Consider the following 19,032-nt stretch of genomic DNA (forward strand, 5'->3'; position numbering starts at 1 on the left):
GAAAGATGGAGTACTTATGAGTAAGAAATACTTTGGCACCGACGGCATTCGTGGTCGGGTCGGTCAATACCCTATCACTCCTGATTTCATGCTCAAGCTTGGCTGGGCGGCAGGCATGGCATTTCGCAGCATGGGCGCCTGCAAGGTGCTCGTGGGCAAGGACACCCGTATCTCCGGTTACATGTTCGAGTCGGCGCTTGAGGCTGGGCTGACCTCGGCCGGTGCTGATGTGATGCTGTTGGGGCCAATGCCGACTCCGGCCATCGCCTATTTGACGCGGACCTTTCACGCCGAAGCCGGCATCGTGATCAGCGCTTCGCATAACCCTCATGACGACAACGGTATCAAGTTTTTCTCTGGTAAGGGCACCAAGCTCCCGGATGAAGTCGAGCTGATGATCGAAGAGCTGCTAGACACCCCGATGACCGTGGTTGAGTCGAGCAAGATCGGCAAAGTGTCGCGAATCAACGATGCCTCGGGCCGTTATATCGAATTCTGCAAGAGTAGCGTTCCCACCGGCACCAGTTTTGCCGGCCTGAAGATCGTGCTCGATTGTGCTCACGGCGCGACTTATAAAGTGGCGCCTAGCGTGTTCCGTGAGTTGGGGGCTGATGTCGTTGTGCTTTCTGCCCATCCCAACGGCCTGAACATCAATGATAATTGCGGTTCGACCCATATGGCGCCGCTGCAAGCGGCCGTGCTGGCCGAGCGCGCCGATTTGGGTATCGCCTTCGACGGTGATGGTGATCGGGTGCAGATGGTTGATCACACCGGTGCTGTCGTCGATGGTGACGAGCTGCTGTTCATCATCGCTCGCGATCTGCAAGAACGTGGCAAGTTGCAGGGCGGTGTGGTTGGTACACTGATGAGTAACCTGGGGCTGGAGTTGGCCCTGGCGGATCTGGCGATTCCTTTTGTGCGGGCCAACGTTGGTGACCGTTACGTCATCTCCGAGCTGCTGGAGCGCGATTGGCTGGTGGGCGGTGAAAACTCGGGGCACATTGTCTGCTTCAGTCACACCACTACCGGGGATGCGATCATTGCTGCGTTGCAGGTCTTGATGGCGCTGAAACGGCGCGCAGAAGGCCTGGCTCAGTCGCGTCAGGCGTTGCGCAAGTGCCCTCAGGTGTTGATCAATGTGCGGTTTGGCGGTGGTGTGAGCCCGCTCGAGCATCCGACCGTCAAGGAGGCCAGTGATCGTGTCACTCAAGCGATGGCGGGCCGCGGGCGCGTGTTGTTGCGCAAGTCCGGGACAGAGCCGCTGGTGCGTGTCATGGTCGAAGGCGAGGACGAAACGCAGGTTCGCGATTACGCCGAAGAGCTGGCAAAACTGGTAACTGAAGTTTCTGCCTGATTTCGGCTTGCCAGCCATGATTGTGTTGGGTAACATCTGCGCCCACTTTGACCGACGAGGTACAGCATGCGTCGCCCTATGGTAGCTGGTAACTGGAAGATGCACGGTACCCGCGCCAGCGTCGCTGAGCTGATCGACGGCCTTCGTCATCTGGCCTTGCCGAGCGGTGTTGATGTCGCGGTGTTCCCGCCTTGCTTGTATATCAATCAAGTGATTGATGGTTTGCAAGGGAAGTCGATTTCGGTCGGCGCGCAGAACTCTGCGATTGAATCCGGGCAGGGTGCGTTGACAGGTGAAATTTCACCGAGTCAGTTGGTGGATGCAGGTTGTTCCCTGGTGCTTGTCGGGCACTCTGAGCGCCGCCAGATAATGGGCGAGCTCGACGGGACGCTGAATCGCAAATTTGCGGCAGCACAGGCATGTGGCTTGATTCCGGTGTTGTGTGTAGGGGAAACCCTCGAGCAGCGCGAAGCTGGAAAAACTCTTGAGGTTGTCGGGCGTCAGCTGGGCAGCATCATCGAGGAGCTGGGTGTTGGTGCTTTTGCAAAGGCAGTAATCGCTTACGAGCCGGTCTGGGCCATTGGTACCGGGCTGACTGCTTCGCCGCAACAGGCGCAGGATGTGCATGCAGCCATTCGCGCCCAGTTGGCGGCAGAGAATTCTGAAGTCGCACAAGGTGTGCGGCTTCTATACGGCGGCAGCGTGAAGGCGGCCAATGCGGCCGAACTGTTCGGCATGCCGGATATCGATGGGGGGCTCATTGGTGGGGCTTCCCTGAATGCAGATGAGTTCGGTGCGATTTGTCGCGCCGCGGGAAACTGAAAAAATGCTGGAAACAGTCGTAGTCGTTTTTCATCTGCTGGGTGCGTTGGGCGTAGTTGCTCTGGTATTGCTGCAGCAGGGTAAAGGTGCGGACGCTGGTGCATCTTTCGGAGCAGGTGCTTCAAATACTGTGTTCGGAAGCCAAGGTACCTCTACCTTTCTTAGTAAGTTTACTGCTATACTTGCCGCCGGTTTCTTCATGACCAGCTTGGGGTTAGGTTACTTTGCTAAAGAGAAAGCTCACCAGCTGACTCAAGTAGGTTTGCCAAACCCAGCAGTGTTGGAAGTTCCAAAGCAAAAACCGGCTTCTGATGATGTCCCGGTGCTTCAAGAGCAAAAGTCGGCTACTCCAGCGACTGACGTGCCTCCAGCTCAAGAGCAGAAGTAAGAAGAGTTTCAAACGTAGTATTGCCGAGGTGGTGGAATTGGTAGACACGCAACCTTGAGGTGGTTGTGCCCATAGGGTGTAGGGGTTCGAGTCCCCTTCTCGGTACCAATTATCAGGAGAGCCCGCTGTTGCGGGCTTTCTTGTAGGTGGAAGGTTACATTGACCCTGTTAGGGATCGGTCGTATACTTCCGCCCCAGCTTTGTCGCGGGGTGGAGCAGTCTGGTAGCTCGTCGGGCTCATAACCCGAAGGTCGTCGGTTCAAATCCGGCCCCCGCAACCAGTTTAAGGAGCCCCTTTTCAGGGGCTTTTTGTTAGCTGGACACTTTCAACGCCGCTATTCGGCGGCGTTTCAAGGATGGGCGTTTCGCCCATTTTTTTATTTTGCATAGCATGCACATACATGCACGAGGGGGTTCAGGTGTCGAGCAAGCTAGAAGAGTTGCAGGCCTTGCTGGCCCCGGTGGTCGTGGCCCTAGGCTATGAATGCTGGGGTATTGAGTTTTCGGCTCAAGGTCGCCACTCAATGTTGCGCGTTTATATCGATAAAGAAGGCGGCGTGCTGGTGGACGATTGTGCCATCGTCAGTCGCCAGATCAGCGGTGTGCTGGATGTTGAAGATCCAATCTCCGTTGAATACACCCTTGAAGTTTCCTCGCCTGGCATGGAACGCCCACTGTTCACTCTTGAGCAGTTTGCAAAATTTGCCGGTGAACAAGTGAAGATCAAGCTGCGCTCGCCTTTTGAAGGTCGACGCAACTTTCAGGGCCTTCTGCGCGGTGTAGAAGAGCAGGACGTCGTGGTGCAGGTTGAAGACCATGAGTTCCTGTTGCCGATCGATATGATCGACAAGGCCAACATTATTCCCAGTTTTGACTGAGACGCGGATCCCGCGGATCCAATGGCTTGCGAAAGGCGAGGCGTACGATGAGCAAAGAAGTACTGCTGGTTGTTGAGTCGGTATCCAATGAAAAGGGCGTACCGGCAAACGTAATTTTTGAAGCGCTGGAGCTGGCTCTGGCCACTGCTACCAAAAAGCGTTTCGAGGACGAAGTCGATCTGCGTGTGGAAATCAATCGCCACACCGGTGCTTATGAGACATTCCGTCGCTGGACGGTCGTCGAAGAAGCAGACCTGGACGATCCGGCTATCGAAACCTGGCCGAGCAAGGTTGCGCAAACGCATCCTGGCGCCAAGGTCGGTGACGTTGTCGAAGAAAAAATCGAATCCATCGAGTTCGGCCGCATTGCTGCACAGACTGCCAAGCAAGTCATCGTGCAGAAAGTTCGCGAAGCCGAGCGTGCTCAAGTCGTTGATGCCTATCGCGAGCGTTTGGGGGAAATCATCTCCGGCACCGTGAAGAAAGTCACCCGCGACAATGTGATCGTCGACCTGGGCAATAACGCAGAAGCGTTGCTGGCCCGTGAAGACATCATCTCTCGCGAAACCTTCCGGGTTGGCGTGCGTCTGCGTGCGCTGCTCAAGGAAATCCGCACCGAGAACCGCGGCCCGCAGCTGATCCTGTCGCGTACCGCGCCGGAAATGCTGATCGAGTTGTTCCGCATCGAAGTGCCGGAAATCGCTGAAGGCCTGATCGAAGTAATGGCTGCATCCCGTGACCCGGGTTCGCGTGCCAAGATCGCGGTCCGCTCCAAAGACAAACGCATCGATCCGCAAGGCGCTTGCATCGGTATGCGCGGTTCGCGCGTCCAGGCAGTGTCCGGCGAGTTGGGCGGTGAGCGTGTGGACATCGTCCTGTGGGACGATAACCCTGCTCAGTTCGTGATCAATGCAATGTCGCCGGCTGAAGTGGCGGCAATTATCGTTGACGAAGATGCCCATGCAATGGACATCGCCGTTGGCGCAGACAATCTGGCTCAGGCCATCGGTCGCGGTGGTCAGAACGTGCGTCTGGCTAGCCAGTTGACTGGCTGGACCCTGAACGTGATGACCGAATCGGACATCCAGGCTAAGCAACAAGCAGAAACCGGCGACATCCTGCGCAACTTTATCGACGAGCTGGAAGTCGACGAAGACCTGGCACAGGTGCTGGTAGATGAAGGTTTCACCAGCCTGGAAGAGATTGCCTACGTACCGTTGGAAGAAATGCTCAACATCGACGGCTTTGACGAAGAAACCGTCAACGAGCTTCGCGCTCGCGCCAAGGATCGTTTGTTGACTAAAGCCATCGCTACTGAGGAAAAGCTGGCAGACGCCCATCCGGCCGAAGACCTGCTCTCGCTTGAGGGCATGGACAAGGATTTGGCGATGGAACTGGCGGTGCGCGGCGTAATTACCCGCGAAGACCTGGCCGAGCAGTCTATTGACGACCTGCTCGACATCGACGGCATTGACGATGATCGTGCCGGCAAGTTGATCATGGCCGCCCGAGCCCACTGGTTCGAGTAATTAGGCGCGGCCTGAGGAGAGAAGTGCATGACGCAAGTCACGGTGAAACAACTGGCCGATGAGGTCAAAACACCGGTAGAGCGCCTGTTGCAGCAGATGCGTGAGGCAGGTCTGCCGCACACCGCCGCCGAAGAACATGTGACTGACAGTGAGAAGCAATCTTTGCTGACTCACTTGAAAAGCAGCCACAAGGCGAAAGTGGAAGAACCACGCAAGATCACGCTGCAGCGTAAAACCACCAGCACCCTGCGTGTTGCTGGCAGCAAAAGCATCAGCGTTGAAGTACGCAAGAAGAAAGTCTTCGTGCAGCGCAGCCCGGAAGAAATCGAAGCCGAGCGCAAACGCGAACTGGAAGAACGTCGCGCAGTAGAAAATGCTGCACGTCAGAAGGCTGAAGAAGAAGCCAAGCGTCGCGCCGAAGAAGAAGCGCGTCGCCAGCCTGCTGCTGCGCAAACCGCTCCTGTCGAAGCTGTCGCAGCGCCTGTTGCAGTTGCCGAACCTGTGCGTGAGAGCGCCCCGGTCGTGGCCGCTGCACCTGCACCGGCAGCCGACACTCGCAAGCGCGACGAGCAGCGTCGTCCGGACAAACCACGTGCCGACGATAGCAATCGTCGTGGCAGTGGTGATGGCGAGCGCAAAAACGCTCCGCATCGTGCTTCGGTCAAGGAAAAAGCGCCTGCTCCACGTGTTGCCCCACGTACTACCGACGAAGAAAGCGATGGCTTCCGTCGCGGTGGTCGCGGCAAGGCCAAGCTGAAGAAACGCAACGCCCACGGTTTCCAGAGCCCAACCGGCCCTGTTGTGCGCGAAGTGAAGATCGGCGAGACCATCACTGTTGGCGATCTCGCCCAGCAGATGTCGGTCAAGGCTGCTGAAATCATCAAGTTCATGTTCAAACTGGGTACCCCAGCGACCATCAACCAGGTACTGGATCAGGAAACTGCCCAACTGGTTGCCGAAGAGCTGGGCCACAAAGTGACCCTGGTCAGCGACACCGCCCTGGAAGATTCCCTGGCCGAGTCCCTGAAGTTTGAAGGTGAGACGTTCTCCCGTGCACCGGTTGTGACCGTAATGGGTCACGTTGACCACGGTAAGACCTCGCTGCTCGACTACATCCGTCGTGCCAAGGTAGCTGCTGGCGAAGCCGGTGGTATCACCCAGCACATCGGTGCGTACCACGTTGAAACCGAACGCGGCATGGTCACCTTCCTCGACACCCCTGGTCACGCCGCGTTTACCGCCATGCGTGCCCGTGGTGCCAAGGCGACCGACATCGTGATCCTGGTGGTTGCAGCGGACGACGGCGTAATGCCGCAGACCGTTGAAGCTGTTCAGCACGCTCAGGCGGCTGGCGTACCTCTGGTTGTTGCAGTGAACAAAATCGACAAGCCGGGCGCCGATCTCGATCGCATCCGTAGCGAATTGTCGGTTCACGGCGTGACTTCGGAAGAGTGGGGCGGCGACACCCCGTTCGTATCGGTTTCGGCGAAAGTCGGTACCGGCGTGGACGAGTTGCTCGAAGCTGTTCTGCTGCAAGCTGAAGTTCTCGAACTGAAAGCAACCCCATCGGCCCCTGGTCGTGGTGTTGTGGTTGAATCGCGTCTCGACAAAGGTCGTGGCCCGGTTGCAACCGTTCTGGTTCAAGACGGTACCCTGCGCCAGGGCGACATGGTGCTGGTCGGTTCGAACTATGGCCGCGTTCGCGCCATGCTCGACGAGAACGGCAAGCCAATCAAGGAAGCCGGTCCTTCCATCCCTGTCGAGATCCTCGGCCTGGACGGTACTCCGGACGCTGGCGACGAGATGAGCGTAGTTGCTGACGAGAAGAAAGCCCGTGAAGTGGCTCTGTTCCGTCAAGGCAAGTTCCGCGAAGTCAAACTGGCCCGTGCTCACGCCGGCAAGCTTGAAAACATCTTCGAGAACATGGGTCAGGAAGAGAAGAAGACGCTCAACATCGTCCTCAAATCCGACGTCCGTGGTTCGCTGGAAGCGTTGAACGGTGCCTTGAATGGCCTGGGTAACGACGAAGTGCAAGTGCGTGTGGTCGGTGGCGGTGTCGGTGGTATCACCGAATCCGACGCCAACCTGGCACTGGCCTCCAACGCTGTACTGTTCGGCTTCAACGTGCGTGCCGATGCCGGCGCTCGCAAGATCGTCGAGCAGGAAGGTCTGGATATGCGTTACTACAACGTGATCTACGACATCATCGAAGACGTCAAGAAAGCCCTTACCGGTATGCTGGGCAGCGATGTTCGCGAGAACATCCTGGGTACCGCTGAAGTGCGTGACGTGTTCCGTTCGCCGAAGTTTGGCGCGATCGCCGGTTGCATGGTTATCGAAGGTGTTGTTCACCGTAACCGCCCAATCCGTGTACTGCGTGAAGACATCGTTATCTTCGAAGGCGAGCTGGAATCCCTGCGCCGCTTCAAGGATGACGCTTCCGAAGTACGTGCCGGCATGGAATGCGGTATCGGCGTGAAGAGCTACAACGACGTCAAAGTCGGTGACAAGATCGAAGTCTTCGAGAAGGTTCAGGTTGCTCGCAGCCTCTAACTCGCGCACTTCAAGAGCCGTGATGGCCAGCCGCATGCAATTGCGCGGCGCATCAGTCGGACTCTAAACGCAACGCCCGGTCTGGCTTTTGTCAGGCCGGGCGTTTGCCGCTTTCAGACCCTTCGGGTTTCACCGTGGGGCAGTAACAGGTAACAAGACATGGCAAAAGAATATAGCCGTACCCAACGTATCGGCGATCAGATGCAGCGTGAGCTGGCACAGCTGATCCGTCGTGAAGTCAAAGACCCGCGCGTCGGGCTGGTCACCATTACCGCTGTTGAAGTCAGCCGTGATGTCGGTCACGCCAAGATCTTCATCACCGTGATGGGGCAGGACAGCCGCGACGATATCGCGCAAAGCATCAAGGTGCTCAACTCCGCCGCCGGTTTCCTGCGCATGCAGTTGGCTCGCGAGATGAAATTGCGCAGCGTTCCACAGTTGCACTTCCATTACGACGAAAGTGTCGTGCGTGGTGCGCACCTGTCGGCCCTGATCGAACGCGCGGTGGCTGAAGACAATCAGCACCCGGTAGCGGCTGAACCCGAAGACGCCAAGGAGTAATCGGTGGCTCAGGTCAAACGTATCCGTCGTAACGTCAGCGGTATCATCCTGCTCGACAAGCCGTTGGGGTTCACTTCCAACGCGGCGTTGCAGAAGGTCCGCTGGTTGCTCAATGCCGAGAAGGCCGGGCACACCGGCAGTCTCGATCCGCTGGCCACTGGCGTGTTGCCGTTGTGCTTCGGCGAGGCCACCAAGTTCTCGCAATACCTGCTCGATTCCGACAAAGGTTATGAAACCCTGGCGCAACTGGGCAAGACCACCACCACGGCGGATGCCGAAGGTGAGGTTTTGCTGGAACGTCCGGTGACCGTTGGTCGTGCCGATATCGAAGCTGTGTTGCCGAAATTTCGTGGGCAAATCAGTCAGATACCGCCGATGTACTCGGCACTCAAGCGCGATGGGCAGCCGCTGTACAAGCTGGCCCGTGCAGGTGAAGTAGTGGAGCGCGAACCGCGTTCTGTTACTATTGCGCGCTTGGAATTACTGGCCTTTGAGGGTGATACTGCGCGGCTTGCGGTGGATTGCAGCAAAGGCACCTATATCCGTACCCTGGTGGAGGATATCGGTGAGCAACTCGGTTGTGGCGCTTACGTGGCTGAATTGCGACGTACCCAGGCCGGGCCTTTCACGCTTGCACAGACCGTCACTCTGGAAGAGCTGGAAGCGGTACATGCCGAAGGCGGCAACGAAGCGGTCGACCGCTTCCTGATGCCATCGGACAGCGGCCTGCTGGATTGGCCACTGTTGCAGTTCTCGGAAGCGAGCGCGTTCTACTGGCTCAACGGCCAGCCGGTACGTGCCCCGGATGCACCGAAATTTGGCATGGTACGGGTACAGGATCACAATGGTCGCTTCATCGGTATCGGTGAAGTGAGCGAAGACGGGCGCATCGCGCCACGTCGACTGATTCGGTCAGAATGACCGAACGAGGGTGGCTGTTAACAGGCACGGTCACTACTCATTTTTAGATACAGGGATTTGTCCCTGGCCTGTTGAAACTGTTTTTCTGAAACGGTTTCCTGATAAAAGGATTGCCTCATGGCTCTCGACGTTCAAGAAAAAGCTCAAATCGTAGCTGACTACCAGCAAGCTGTTGGTGACACTGGTTCGCCAGAGGTGCAAGTTGCACTGCTGACCGCCAACATCAACAAACTGCAAGGTCACTTCAAGGCCAACGGTAAAGATCACCACTCCCGTCGTGGTCTGATCCGCATGGTTAACCAGCGTCGTAAGCTGCTGGACTACCTGAAAGGCAAGGACGTGAGCCGTTACAGCGCTCTGATCGCTCGCCTGGGTCTGCGTCGCTAATAAGCGATTGCGCTAGAGGTTGGTTGTTTGCTGTGTGCCAGCGGGTTTCCCGCAGGTACATGGCAGGCTCCCAGCCTCAAGTTTTATCTGGACAATAGTTTTACCCTGGACAATGACAGTCGGGCCGATTCCCGGCGTTGCCCAAGAATTTCGCAAGAAACCAGTTCCCCCAAGAGCCACAAAGAAGGTAGGACACCGTGAACCCGGTAATCAAAAAATTCCAGTTCGGTCAGTCGACCGTTACCCTCGAGACTGGCCGTATCGCCCGTCAGGCCTCCGGCGCAGTATTGGTCACCGTTGACGACGACGTCAGCGTATTGGTGACCGTAGTCGGTGCCAAACAAGCCGATCCAGGCAAGGGCTTCTTCCCTCTGTCTGTTCACTACCAGGAAAAGACTTACGCCGCCGGTAAGATCCCTGGCGGTTTCTTCAAGCGTGAAGGCCGTCCTTCCGAGAAAGAAACCCTGACTTCCCGACTGATCGACCGTCCGATCCGTCCGCTGTTCCCTGAAGGTTTCATGAACGAAGTGCAGGTTGTCTGCACCGTCGTTTCCACCAGCAAGAAGACCGATCCGGACATCGCAGCGATGATCGGTACCTCGGCTGCGCTGGCTATCTCCGGCATTCCTTTCGATGGCCCGATCGGCGCTGCCCGCGTTGCATTCCACGAAAGCACCGGTTACCTGCTGAACCCGACTTACGAACAACTGAAAGCTTCGAGCCTGGACATGGTCGTTGCCGGTACTTCGGAAGCCGTGTTGATGGTTGAATCGGAAGCCAAAGAGCTGACCGAAGACCAGATGCTGGGCGCGGTACTGTTTGCTCACGACGAGTTCCAGGTGGTGATCAACGCCGTTAAAGAACTGGCCGCTGAAGCTGCCAAGCCGACCTGGGCCTGGGCTCCTCAGCCAGAAGCCACTGCTCTGCTGGGTGCTATCCGTGCCGAGTTCGGCGAAGCGATCTCCCAGGCTTACACCATCACCATCAAGGCCGACCGTTACGCTCGTCTGGGCGAACTGAAAGACCAAGTGGTTGCCAAGCTGTCCGGTGAAGAAGGCCAGCCTTCCGCTGCTGACGTCAAAGCTGCTTTCGGCGAAATCGAATACCGCACCGTTCGCGAAAACATCGTTAACGGCAAGCCACGTATCGACGGCCGCGACACCCGCACCGTACGTCCGCTGAACATCGAAGTGGGTGTTCTGCCGAAGACCCACGGTTCGGCACTGTTCACCCGTGGCGAAACCCAGGCTCTGGTCGTCGCGACACTGGGCACCGCCCGTGACGCACAGCTGCTGGACACCCTGGAAGGCGAGAAAAAAGACCCGTTCATGCTGCACTACAACTTCCCTCCGTTCTCGGTGGGCGAGTGTGGTCGCATGGGTGGCGCTGGTCGTCGTGAAATCGGTCACGGCCGTCTGGCTCGTCGTTCGGTTCAGGCCATGCTGCCTGCTGCCGACGTGTTCCCGTACACCATCCGTGTCGTGTCGGAAATCACCGAGTCCAACGGTTCGAGCTCCATGGCTTCGGTCTGCGGCGCTTCCCTGGCTCTGATGGACGCTGGTGTACCGATGAAGGCACCGGTTGCCGGTATCGCCATGGGTCTGGTTAAAGAAGGCGAGAAATTCGCCGTCCTGACTGACATCCTGGGTGACGAAGACCACCTGGGCGACATGGACTTCAAAGTAGCCGGTACCGCCAAAGGTGTTACCGCGCTGCAGATGGACATCAAGATCAAGGGCATCACCGAAGAAATCATGGAAATCGCTCTGGGCCAAGCCCTGGAAGCGCGCCTGAATATCCTCGGTCAGATGAACCAGATCATTGGCCAGTCGCGTACCGAACTGTCGGAAAACGCTCCGACCATGATCGCGATGAAAATCGACACCGACAAAATCCGTGATGTCATCGGTAAAGGCGGCGCGACCATTCGTGCGATCTGTGAAGAGACCAAGGCTTCGATCGACATCGAAGACGACGGCTCGATCAAGATCTTCGGCGAAACCAAGGAAGCGGCTGAAGCTGCACGCCAGCGCGTTCTGGGCATCACCGCTGAAGCTGAAATCGGCAAGATCTACGTCGGTAAGGTTGAGCGCATCGTCGACTTCGGCGCATTCGTCAACATCCTGCCGGGCAAGGACGGTCTGGTTCACATCTCGATGCTGAGCGACGCTCGCGTTGAGAAAGTGACCGACATCCTGAAAGAAGGCCAGGAAGTGGAAGTTCTGGTACTGGACGTGGACAACCGCGGCCGTATCAAGCTGTCCATCAAAGACGTAGCAGCGGCCAAGGCTTCGGGCGTTTAATTACCCCCGCGCCTGACCGTTGAACAGCAAAACGCCCCGACTGGTTCGGGGCGTTTTGCTGTGTGCAGGAAAAAGCTGAGCGTGGAATTTGGTGTGGCGGGGGAGCTTGCTCCCTCGCCACAAGTTGCCGGACCTCGAGACCGGTGCTAGGTTTAGCCCACAGCCCGTGTAGCTCAGCCGGTAGAGCAGCGCACTCGTAACGCGAAGGTCGCAGGTTCGATTCCTGTCTCGGGCACCATTTTCCCCGCTTACTTCACCTTTCTGCTCAGCTCCTCGACGGTGCGCTTGAGCTGATCCATCGCGCGATCCTGATCGCTGATTTCCCGTTTAAGACTGGAGATCTCGCTGTTGTTCGAGCTGGAGCTGGAACCGCTGTTGCGCTTGAGCTCTTCCACTTGTTTGGTGAGAGTGTTCAGGTCGCGTTCCTGTTCATTGACCGTGCGCTTGAGATCATCAATCTCCTTGCTGCTGGAGCTGGTGCTGGAACCACTGTTGCGTTTGAGTTCTTCGATCTGACGGGCCTGTTCGCTGATAGTGCGCTTCTGGCTTTCGAGATCGCTGGCATTGGCCTTCACGGTTTTTTGCAGGTTTTCCAGATCATCGATGCTGACACTGGTTCTGACGAGCGTGTCCTTGCCGTATGAATTGTGGAGGGCAGAGATTTTGTCGGAGTACAGCGAAGGGTCAGAGGCGACTTCGACAGCCGCTTGAGCTGCACTGGCCAATGTCAGGCTGCCGAGCAGCAGGGTAGCAGCGGCAAGACGGGTAGACGAAAGCTTCGAAAAACTGCGCATCACTGGGGTTCCTTGTGAAGTGCCGATATGGCACATCGCTATGACTTGGGATTTGAATTTATGTTCCCCGAGGTCTCCAGCATCTCTTGCACACAGCTTTTTGCGGGATAGATGTAAAGAGCCGTGTAAATCGTCGGCAAAACGTCCTATATTCGTTGCCTGCATGAGCATCGCCCAGCAGTTTTCAGATGATCCCGAATGGTTCTGAAGGCCAGACAAACCGGGCTTCAAACGGTTTTTTTGCGTCAGAGAGATCCTTGATGATCCAGATCCATCTTCCATTCCCCAGATCAGCGAGAACGCCATGACCGTTAAAGAATTGACCCAAGAAGCCAGACACGAAGAAGCCCTGAAAAAGTACGTACTGGATGCACCCCAGTTACTGGAAGAGATCAAGGACTTGCCTGCCGACGATCAGAAGGACCAGATCCAGTGGGCGTTCGAGGATGAGGCAGAAGCCCAGGGCTTGCAGCCGTGGGAGCTGACGCTCAAGTACACCTCAACCCCGGAAGAGTTCGAGGCTGCGCGCCTGGCGCTGCACAAGGAAGCGGCCGAGGTATTGGGTGTCGAGTGGGAAGAGTACTGCGAGATGAACAATCTGGTGGTCTGATACAAAAACGCCAGCCTCATCGGGGCTGGCGTTTTTCTTTATGCGAAGAACTCAGAGGCTCAGTCGCATCGACAGATCCACCGCCTTCACATCCTTGGTCATCGCACCAATCGAAATGTAATCCACCCCGGTTTGCGCAATCGGCAGCAACGTACTTTCGTTGATGCCGCCACTGGCCTCCAGTTTTGCCTTGCCGGCATTCAGGCGCACGGCTTCACGCATGTCATCCAGGCTCAGTTCATCGAGCATGATGATGTCGGCCCCCGCCGCCAGGGCTTCTTTGAGCTCCGTCAGGTTCTCCACTTCGATCTCCACCGGTTTGCCCGGAGCGATCTTGTGCGCGGCAGCAATAGCCTCAGGGATGCCACCGCAGGCGGCGATATGGTTTTCCTTGATCAGGAAGGCGTCATACAGGCCGATGCGGTGGTTGTAGCAACCGCCGCAGGTCACGGCGTATTTCTGGGCCAGACGCAGCCCCGGCAGGGTTTTGCGGGTATCGAGCAACTTCACTTGGGTCTGGGCGACGAAATCCGCCAGGTACTGCGCGCGCGTGGCCACGCCCGAAAGCAGCTGCAGGAAGTTCAGCGCGCTGCGTTCGCCGGTGAGCAGCGAGCGTGCCGGGCCTTCGAGGTGGAACAGCGCCTGATTGGGTTTCACCCGCTCGCCATCGCTCACCTGCCAGTGCACGGCGACCCGCGGATCCAGCTGCCGAAACACGGCATCGACCCATGCAGTGCCGCTGATGACGGCCGCGTCGCGGGTGATGATGGTGGCTTTGGCCAGACGTTCGGCCGGGATCAGTTGCGCGGTGATGTCGCCGCTGCCGATGTCCTCGAGCAACGCACGGCGCACGTTGGCTTCGATTTCGGCGGTCAAATCGGCGAGACGTAGATTCGGCATAACGGGCTCCACAAACAAAGTGGCCCGATTATAGGGCCATGGCGCGAGGCAACCCAAGGCATCAACAACCATCCCGTCGTTCGCAAGCCTGCATTTGGTCGATTCGCGTGAGCAATTGACTCTAAGCAAGGGTCTTTCATAAACGTCTGTTTCTTTGGGAGCGCAGAGTCTGCTGGCACAAGAGAGGTCTTTTGCAGATAATTCTGCCTTGCATTTGACGTCATAGCTTTGACGTACCTTTGGATTCCCGATTATTGAATGACAGCGGGTGTGCAATGTTCTCCGCTGAACGCCGGCTGTGTGGCCGGCGTGCTCGATCTTTCTTACCGAACCGAAGAATCACCGTTTCAGGAGGCTTGGATGCACAACGACGGGAATGTAGTGCCTTTGCACAAGGCGACTACCGATCAGGCGACTCATTCGCTGCTCGCCCGCCTGCCTGTGATTCTGCTTCAGGTTCGCGACAAAGCTGCCCAACAGCTCAAGCAGGGTTTGCAGGAGCTGTTCGATAACGCCGACGACACCTTGTTCGAAATGGCCGACCGGGCCCGAAACGATGTCGAGCAAAACATTTTCTTCGAAGCCATGCGCGATTTGCGCCTCAAGCGCAAAAGTATCGAGCGCGGTTTTCTCGAGCAGTTCCTCGAGGCTTTCCTCAGACTCACGCAGTGCGACACCTCACAGGCTGCCTTGCCCCGGGCATTGGCTTTCGATACCTCGGCGTCGCTATCCCATGACGACATGGAGCGTAATGTGGCGGTGGAGATCATGGTCGGCAAAGTGCTGAACCGCGATGGCTTCGCCCTCGACCAACTCACCGCCCGACTGAGCACCCTGTTGGGCAAGAAACTGGTCGAACAGCACAACCCTCTGGGGCCGACGCTGCTCTGCGAGTATTTCCTGCAGGCGGGTCGCAACCTGGGGATGGAGATCAAGGTCAAGCTGATCATCCTCAAGCTGTTTGAGCGCTATGTGCTCAGCAACGCCGATCAGCTCTACGCCGAAGCCAATCAATTGCTGATCGCCACCGGTGTGCTGCCGGACCTCAAGCCCGCCCCGGCGCGGCGTGCCACTGATCGAGCGGCTGCCAGTGCTCACGCCGACCCTGTCGAGGCAGGGAGTCGCAGCAGCAATCCACAGATTGACGAGGGGGTGCAGGAAGTTTTCGCCGCCTTGCAGGAGTTGCTGCTCCATGTGCGCGGCAGCGTTGCGCCGACCCTGGAGGTCAGTGCCCAGACCCAGCCCATTTCCACCCGCGACCTGCTGCGACTGCTCTCGCACTTGCAGCAATATGTGCCGGCGCTGGCGGTTCAGGACGACTTCGACCTGCGTAACCAGCTCGAACTGCTGCTGACCCGGGTCAGCGTCAAAAGTGGCAGGTCGCGGGTGGTCGGGGTGGCTGATGAAGACGTGATCAACCTGATCGCCATGCTCTTCGAATGCATTCTCGATGACCGCAACCTGCCGGACTCCCTCAAGGCGCTGATTGGCCGCTTGCAGATTCCGATGCTGAAAGTCGCGGTGCTCGACAAGAGTTTTTTCAGCCGCAGCAGCCATCCCGCCCGGCGCTTGCTCAACGAAATCGCCGCGGCGGCCATGGGCTGGGGCGAGTGCGATGACCATCAGCGCGACAGTCTGTACCTGCGCATTGAGCAGGTGGTGCAGCGCTTGTTGAACGACTTTGTCGATGACCCGGCGATCTTTTCCGAACTGCTGGCGGATTTCCTCGCCTTCACCCATGACGAGCGTCGTCGCAGTGAATTGCTGGAGCAGCGCACCCGAGACGCCGAAGAAGGCCGCGCCAGGACCGAACTGGCCCGTCAGCGCGTCGAGCAGGCGTTGAATCAGGTGTTGGTGGGCAAGGTTTTGCCGCACAGCGTGGTGGTGTTTGTTCAGGAGGCCTGGAGCAAAGTGCTGTTGCTGACCGGCCTCAAGCACGGTGATCAGTCCGCCGAATGGCACGCCGATGTGCAGACCATGGAGCAGTTGATCTGGAGCGTGCAGCGCCATGACGAACCCGATGCGAGCCTGCGCTTGTTGGCGCTGGTGCCAGGGTTGCTCAAGTCATTGCGCGATGGGCTGAACAGCTCGGCATTCGACCCGTTCGCTACCAGCGAGTTTTTCAGCGAGCTGGAAGCCCTGCACGTTCAACTGTTTGAACGTCCGAGCCAGAACAGCACGCCTGTCGAGGGGCCGATAATGGTCGAAGTGCAGGAGGAAATCGTGCTTCGCACTGCTGACGAAGGCCCGGTCGAAACGGCCTCGGTGCGTTTGCCGGAGGGTGATGCCGCGCTACTGCAAGTCGATCAACTGCGCCCGGGGTGCTGGGTCGAGTTTCAGGAAGACGAGGAAAACACCCTGCGTTGTAAATTGACGGCAATCATTGAATCCACCGGCAAGTACATCTTTGTCGACCGTACCGGAATGAAAGTGCTGGAGCACAACCGTACCGGCCTGGCCCTGGAGTTTCGGCGTGGCGCGGTGCGCACGCTGGACGACACCTTGCTGTTCGATCGGGCGCTGGAATCGGTGCTGGGCAACCTGCGGCGTCTCAATCGCGGCAAGTGATCGCGCGCCGAGGGTCTATCGCGGCATACTGGGCGCCAACACAGTCGTCGTTGAAGGAGCCTGTATGCAGTTGGACCCCGCGAGTGGTTGGTGTCAGGGTGTGCGTTTATGCCCTTCGCCCAACTTCAATGCGCGCCCCGAGGGCGAGATTTCCCTGCTGGTGATCCACAACATCAGTCTGCCGCCCGCGCAGTTTCTGACCGGCAAGGTGCAGGAATTTTTCCAGAATCGTCTGGATGTCACGGAACATCCCTACTTTGCAGGGATCGCCGACCTGCGGGTGTCTGCGCACTTTCTGATTGAACGTGACGGCACCGTCACTCAGTTTGTCTCTTGTCTTGAGCGCGCCTGGCACGCCGGCGTTTCGTGTTTCGAGGGACGGGAAACCTGTAACGATTTTTCCGTGGGCATCGAGCTTGAAGGCACGGATGATCTACCGTTTACCGATGCGCAGTATCAGGCGTTGACGACTCTGACCCGACAGCTGCAAAGCGCCTTCACGGGCATCACCGCGCAACGTATCTGTGGGCATAGCGACATTGCACCCGGGCGCAAGACTGATCCGGGACCGGCGTTTGACTGGGCGCGCTATCGTGCGGCCCTGGCAAAAGCCGCTCAGGAAGAAGAGGAGCAACAATGAGTTTTCTGGTGCTGCTGTTAGCGGTCTGGATCGAGAAATTCTCGGCCCTGCGCCATCGGGTTCAACGTGATGCGGGTTGGGTGCGCGAGCTGAACAAGCTTGAAGTGAGCCCACGCATGAGCAACCGTCCGTGGCTGATACTGGTGGTGCTGGTGTTGTTGCCGGTGGCGCTGCTGGGGTTGCTGTTGGTGGTGCTGGACCCGGTGGCCTATGGCTTGCTGGCGTTGCCCGTGCACCTGTTGGTGGTGATTTACAGTCTGGGGCGTGGCGATCTGCTGGCCGGCCTGGGGCCGTTTCGCGATGCCTGGCGCCGGGAAGACCTGCAGGCTGCCGCCCATGTGGCCAAACGCGACCTGGATATCTGCGCCGACAGTGGCGAGCAACTGCTGGAACGGGTGCAGGGGCATTTGTTGTGGGAGGCCTATCAGAGCTTTTTCGCGGTGATCTTCTGGTACTTCCTGCTGGGCCCGGTTGCGGCCCTGAGCTATCGGCTGCTGGCGCTGGCCGAAGAGCATGGGCAGAACCCGGCCGTGGTCGAGCGCGCGACACAACTGCGCCACGCGTTCGATTGGGTGCCGGTGCGGTTGCTGGCGGCGAGCTTCGCGCTGGTCGGCAACTTTGTCGCGGTCAGCCGGGTGATGCTGCATGAGCTGCTGAACTGGAACATCAGCGCCGCCCAACTGATCGAGAAGGTCGGACTGGTTGCCGGTGAAATTCCGGCGCCGGTGGTCGGCCCGGACGGCATCAACAGCCTGGACCGGATCTGGGAACTGCTGCTGCGTGCGGCAGTGCTTTGGTATGCCGGTTTTGCGTTGTGGACTGTTTTGTCCTGACTCCAATCTACGGACGCTTTTGTGGCGAGGGGGCTCGCCACAGGGGCTCATCCGCTCCAACAACGGCGACCTGTCGTTAACCTTAAGTTACAAAACCTCCCTCCGATTTAGGCTATACAGAGGCAGCGCCAATAGTGGCTATCTGCTGTCTCTGCGCGCCTGCCAATAAAAATAAGAAATCAAAGGGAGACTTCACAGTGAAGAGCTTGCTCTATCCCGCCGTCGCGCTGATGAACCGCCTGAGCTTCGGCATGAAGTTCAGCCTGATCAGCGTGCTGTTCCTCGTACCGATGCTGGTGACCAACTTCTATCTGGTGCGCGACTCCTATCGCGAATTCCAGGGCACCCGGATCGAGTTGCAGAGCCTCGACCTGTTGGGCAGCGGCCTGAGCCTGCGTCGGGACCTGGAGACCCTGAACAACCTGGTACAGATCAACGTCACCCTGGGCCAGTCCGGCAAGGCCAATCATGTCGAATCGACGATCAGTGCCCTGGAGCAAAGCGTCCTGAGCCGTTTGCAGGGGTTGGCGGCGATGACTACTGACCCGGAGCAAATCACGTTTTTCGATGGCAAACGCGATGAAATGATCGCCGCGTTCAAGGCCCAGCAAGCGGAAAACTCCCTGCAAAGCAAAAGTGCGCTGATCGGCAAGTTGCTCGGCAGCGCGCAGATTTTCAGCCAGATCATCGCCAGTCAGGCCGGCCTGAGCCGCGACAGCCAGAGCGACATGCGTCAGCTGAGCGAACTCATTACCAACGTCACGCCGGCCGTCACCCAGACACTCGGCGAGGGCCGGGCGATGGGGTCTTACTCGCTGGGGCAGGGTTTTCTCAATTCGGCCTCGAGTACCCGATTCGATGAGTTGCTGGCGCAGATCGAGAAACTTCAGGCCGAATACGGCCTGAAGTTGAAGGACGCTCTGGGCTCCAGTAAAGCCGCGCACGAAACCCTGGCGGCTCAGGCAGAAAGCAGCAAGGCCTCCCTGAAAAA

16 protein-coding genes and 3 tRNA genes are annotated in these 19,032 nt (G+C 58.0%); 17 read left to right on the plus strand and 2 right to left on the minus strand.

Annotated elements, in window-relative coordinates:
* Positions 1–16 precede the first annotated feature (16 nt).
* From glmM to F475_RS18970, 13 genes are all read left to right on the plus strand, one after another.
* Complete coding sequence (glmM, locus tag F475_RS18910) at positions 17–1,354, plus strand: phosphoglucosamine mutase (protein ID WP_018929485.1); 1,338 nt, start codon at positions 17–19, stop codon at positions 1,352–1,354.
* Between the two features lie 66 nt (positions 1,355–1,420).
* Positions 1,421–2,176: a triose-phosphate isomerase gene (gene tpiA, locus F475_RS18915; RefSeq protein WP_007933541.1), complete on the plus strand. Its 756-nt coding sequence runs from the start codon at positions 1,421–1,423 to the stop codon at positions 2,174–2,176.
* 4 nt (positions 2,177–2,180) lie between these two features.
* Complete coding sequence (gene secG, locus F475_RS18920; protein ID WP_018929487.1) at positions 2,181–2,564, plus strand: preprotein translocase subunit SecG; 384 nt, start codon at positions 2,181–2,183, stop codon at positions 2,562–2,564.
* 22 nt (positions 2,565–2,586) lie between these two features.
* Positions 2,587–2,672, plus strand: a tRNA-Leu gene (locus tag F475_RS18925).
* Between the two features lie 96 nt (positions 2,673–2,768).
* A tRNA-Met gene (locus tag F475_RS18930) sits at positions 2,769–2,845 on the plus strand.
* 138 nt (positions 2,846–2,983) lie between these two features.
* Positions 2,984–3,442 carry a ribosome maturation factor RimP gene (gene rimP, locus F475_RS18935; protein ID WP_007973115.1) on the plus strand — a complete coding sequence of 153 codons (459 nt, stop codon included), beginning with the start codon at positions 2,984–2,986 and terminating at the stop codon, positions 3,440–3,442.
* 47 nt (positions 3,443–3,489) lie between these two features.
* A complete protein-coding gene (nusA, locus tag F475_RS18940) occupies positions 3,490–4,971 on the plus strand; it encodes a transcription termination factor NusA (protein ID WP_007933547.1) in 1,482 nt (493 codons plus the stop codon).
* Between the two features lie 27 nt (positions 4,972–4,998).
* Positions 4,999–7,524, plus strand: coding sequence for a translation initiation factor IF-2 (gene infB / locus F475_RS18945; RefSeq protein ID WP_086945987.1), 2,526 nt, complete (start codon positions 4,999–5,001; stop codon positions 7,522–7,524).
* 159 nt (positions 7,525–7,683) lie between these two features.
* Entirely contained in the window at positions 7,684–8,085 is a 402-nt protein-coding gene (rbfA, locus tag F475_RS18950) for a 30S ribosome-binding factor RbfA (RefSeq protein WP_007900467.1), read from the plus strand.
* Between the two features lie 3 nt (positions 8,086–8,088).
* Positions 8,089–9,006, plus strand: coding sequence for a tRNA pseudouridine(55) synthase TruB (gene truB, locus F475_RS18955; protein WP_007933551.1), 918 nt, complete (start codon positions 8,089–8,091; stop codon positions 9,004–9,006).
* Between the two features lie 117 nt (positions 9,007–9,123).
* Positions 9,124–9,393: a 30S ribosomal protein S15 gene (gene rpsO, locus F475_RS18960; RefSeq protein ID WP_011332409.1), complete on the plus strand. Its 270-nt coding sequence runs from the start codon at positions 9,124–9,126 to the stop codon at positions 9,391–9,393.
* A 197-nt stretch (positions 9,394–9,590) separates the two neighbouring features.
* Entirely contained in the window at positions 9,591–11,696 is a 2,106-nt protein-coding gene (pnp, locus tag F475_RS18965; protein ID WP_018929489.1) for a polyribonucleotide nucleotidyltransferase, read from the plus strand.
* Positions 11,697–11,858: 162 nt separating this feature from the next.
* Positions 11,859–11,934 (plus strand) — tRNA-Thr (locus F475_RS18970).
* Positions 11,935–11,944: 10 nt separating this feature from the next.
* Here the strand turns inward: F475_RS18970 and F475_RS18975 are convergent.
* Positions 11,945–12,490 (minus strand): hypothetical protein, encoded by a 546-nt coding sequence (locus F475_RS18975; RefSeq protein WP_018929490.1) that lies wholly within the window; start codon positions 12,488–12,490, stop codon positions 11,945–11,947.
* A 304-nt stretch (positions 12,491–12,794) separates the two neighbouring features.
* Between F475_RS18975 and F475_RS18980 the strand changes: the two genes are divergently transcribed.
* Positions 12,795–13,100, plus strand: coding sequence for a DUF6388 family protein (locus F475_RS18980; protein WP_018929491.1), 306 nt, complete (start codon positions 12,795–12,797; stop codon positions 13,098–13,100).
* A 51-nt stretch (positions 13,101–13,151) separates the two neighbouring features.
* Here F475_RS18980 and nadC read toward each other — a convergent pair whose 3' ends face one another.
* Complete coding sequence (gene nadC / locus F475_RS18985; RefSeq protein WP_019582448.1) at positions 13,152–14,000, minus strand: carboxylating nicotinate-nucleotide diphosphorylase; 849 nt, start codon at positions 13,998–14,000, stop codon at positions 13,152–13,154.
* Positions 14,001–14,360: 360 nt separating this feature from the next.
* Here nadC and F475_RS18990 point away from each other — a divergent pair, with 360 nt between their 5' ends.
* The 3 genes from F475_RS18990 (at position 14,361) to ampE (ending at position 18,041) form a co-directional block, all read left to right on the plus strand.
* Positions 14,361–16,568: a DUF1631 domain-containing protein gene (locus F475_RS18990; RefSeq protein WP_111454485.1), complete on the plus strand. Its 2,208-nt coding sequence runs from the start codon at positions 14,361–14,363 to the stop codon at positions 16,566–16,568.
* A 64-nt stretch (positions 16,569–16,632) separates the two neighbouring features.
* Positions 16,633–17,208 (plus strand): 1,6-anhydro-N-acetylmuramyl-L-alanine amidase AmpD, encoded by a 576-nt coding sequence (gene ampD / locus F475_RS18995; protein ID WP_028939912.1) that lies wholly within the window; start codon positions 16,633–16,635, stop codon positions 17,206–17,208.
* On the plus strand, positions 17,205–18,041 hold the full coding sequence (ampE, locus tag F475_RS19000) for a regulatory signaling modulator protein AmpE (protein ID WP_064616142.1): 837 nt from the start codon (positions 17,205–17,207) through the stop codon (positions 18,039–18,041). Before ampD ends, ampE begins: the two co-directional genes overlap by 4 nt.
* The last annotated feature ends 991 nt before the right edge of the window (positions 18,042–19,032 follow it).

This window comes from Pseudomonas sp. URMO17WK12:I6 (assembly GCF_003253625.1).
Lineage (GTDB): Bacteria > Pseudomonadota > Gammaproteobacteria > Pseudomonadales > Pseudomonadaceae > Aquipseudomonas.

Coding starts and splice junctions, on each gene's coding strand:
- glmM (WP_018929485.1), top strand. CDS start 17: ATGAGTAAGAAATACTTTGGCACCGACGGCATTCGTGGTCGGGTCGGT.
- tpiA (WP_007933541.1), top strand. CDS start 1,421: ATGCGTCGCCCTATGGTAGCTGGTAACTGGAAGATGCACGGTACCCGC.
- secG (WP_018929487.1), top strand. CDS start 2,181: ATGCTGGAAACAGTCGTAGTCGTTTTTCATCTGCTGGGTGCGTTGGGC.
- nusA (WP_007933547.1), top strand. CDS start 3,490: ATGAGCAAAGAAGTACTGCTGGTTGTTGAGTCGGTATCCAATGAAAAG.
- infB (WP_086945987.1), top strand. CDS start 4,999: ATGACGCAAGTCACGGTGAAACAACTGGCCGATGAGGTCAAAACACCG.
- rbfA (WP_007900467.1), top strand. CDS start 7,684: ATGGCAAAAGAATATAGCCGTACCCAACGTATCGGCGATCAGATGCAG.
- rpsO (WP_011332409.1), top strand. CDS start 9,124: ATGGCTCTCGACGTTCAAGAAAAAGCTCAAATCGTAGCTGACTACCAG.
- F475_RS18975 (WP_018929490.1), bottom strand. CDS start 12,490: ATGCGCAGTTTTTCGAAGCTTTCGTCTACCCGTCTTGCCGCTGCTACC.
- F475_RS18980 (WP_018929491.1), top strand. CDS start 12,795: ATGACCGTTAAAGAATTGACCCAAGAAGCCAGACACGAAGAAGCCCTG.
- nadC (WP_019582448.1), bottom strand. CDS start 14,000: ATGCCGAATCTACGTCTCGCCGATTTGACCGCCGAAATCGAAGCCAAC.
- F475_RS18990 (WP_111454485.1), top strand. CDS start 14,361: ATGCACAACGACGGGAATGTAGTGCCTTTGCACAAGGCGACTACCGAT.
- ampD (WP_028939912.1), top strand. CDS start 16,633: ATGCAGTTGGACCCCGCGAGTGGTTGGTGTCAGGGTGTGCGTTTATGC.
- ampE (WP_064616142.1), top strand. CDS start 17,205: ATGAGTTTTCTGGTGCTGCTGTTAGCGGTCTGGATCGAGAAATTCTCG.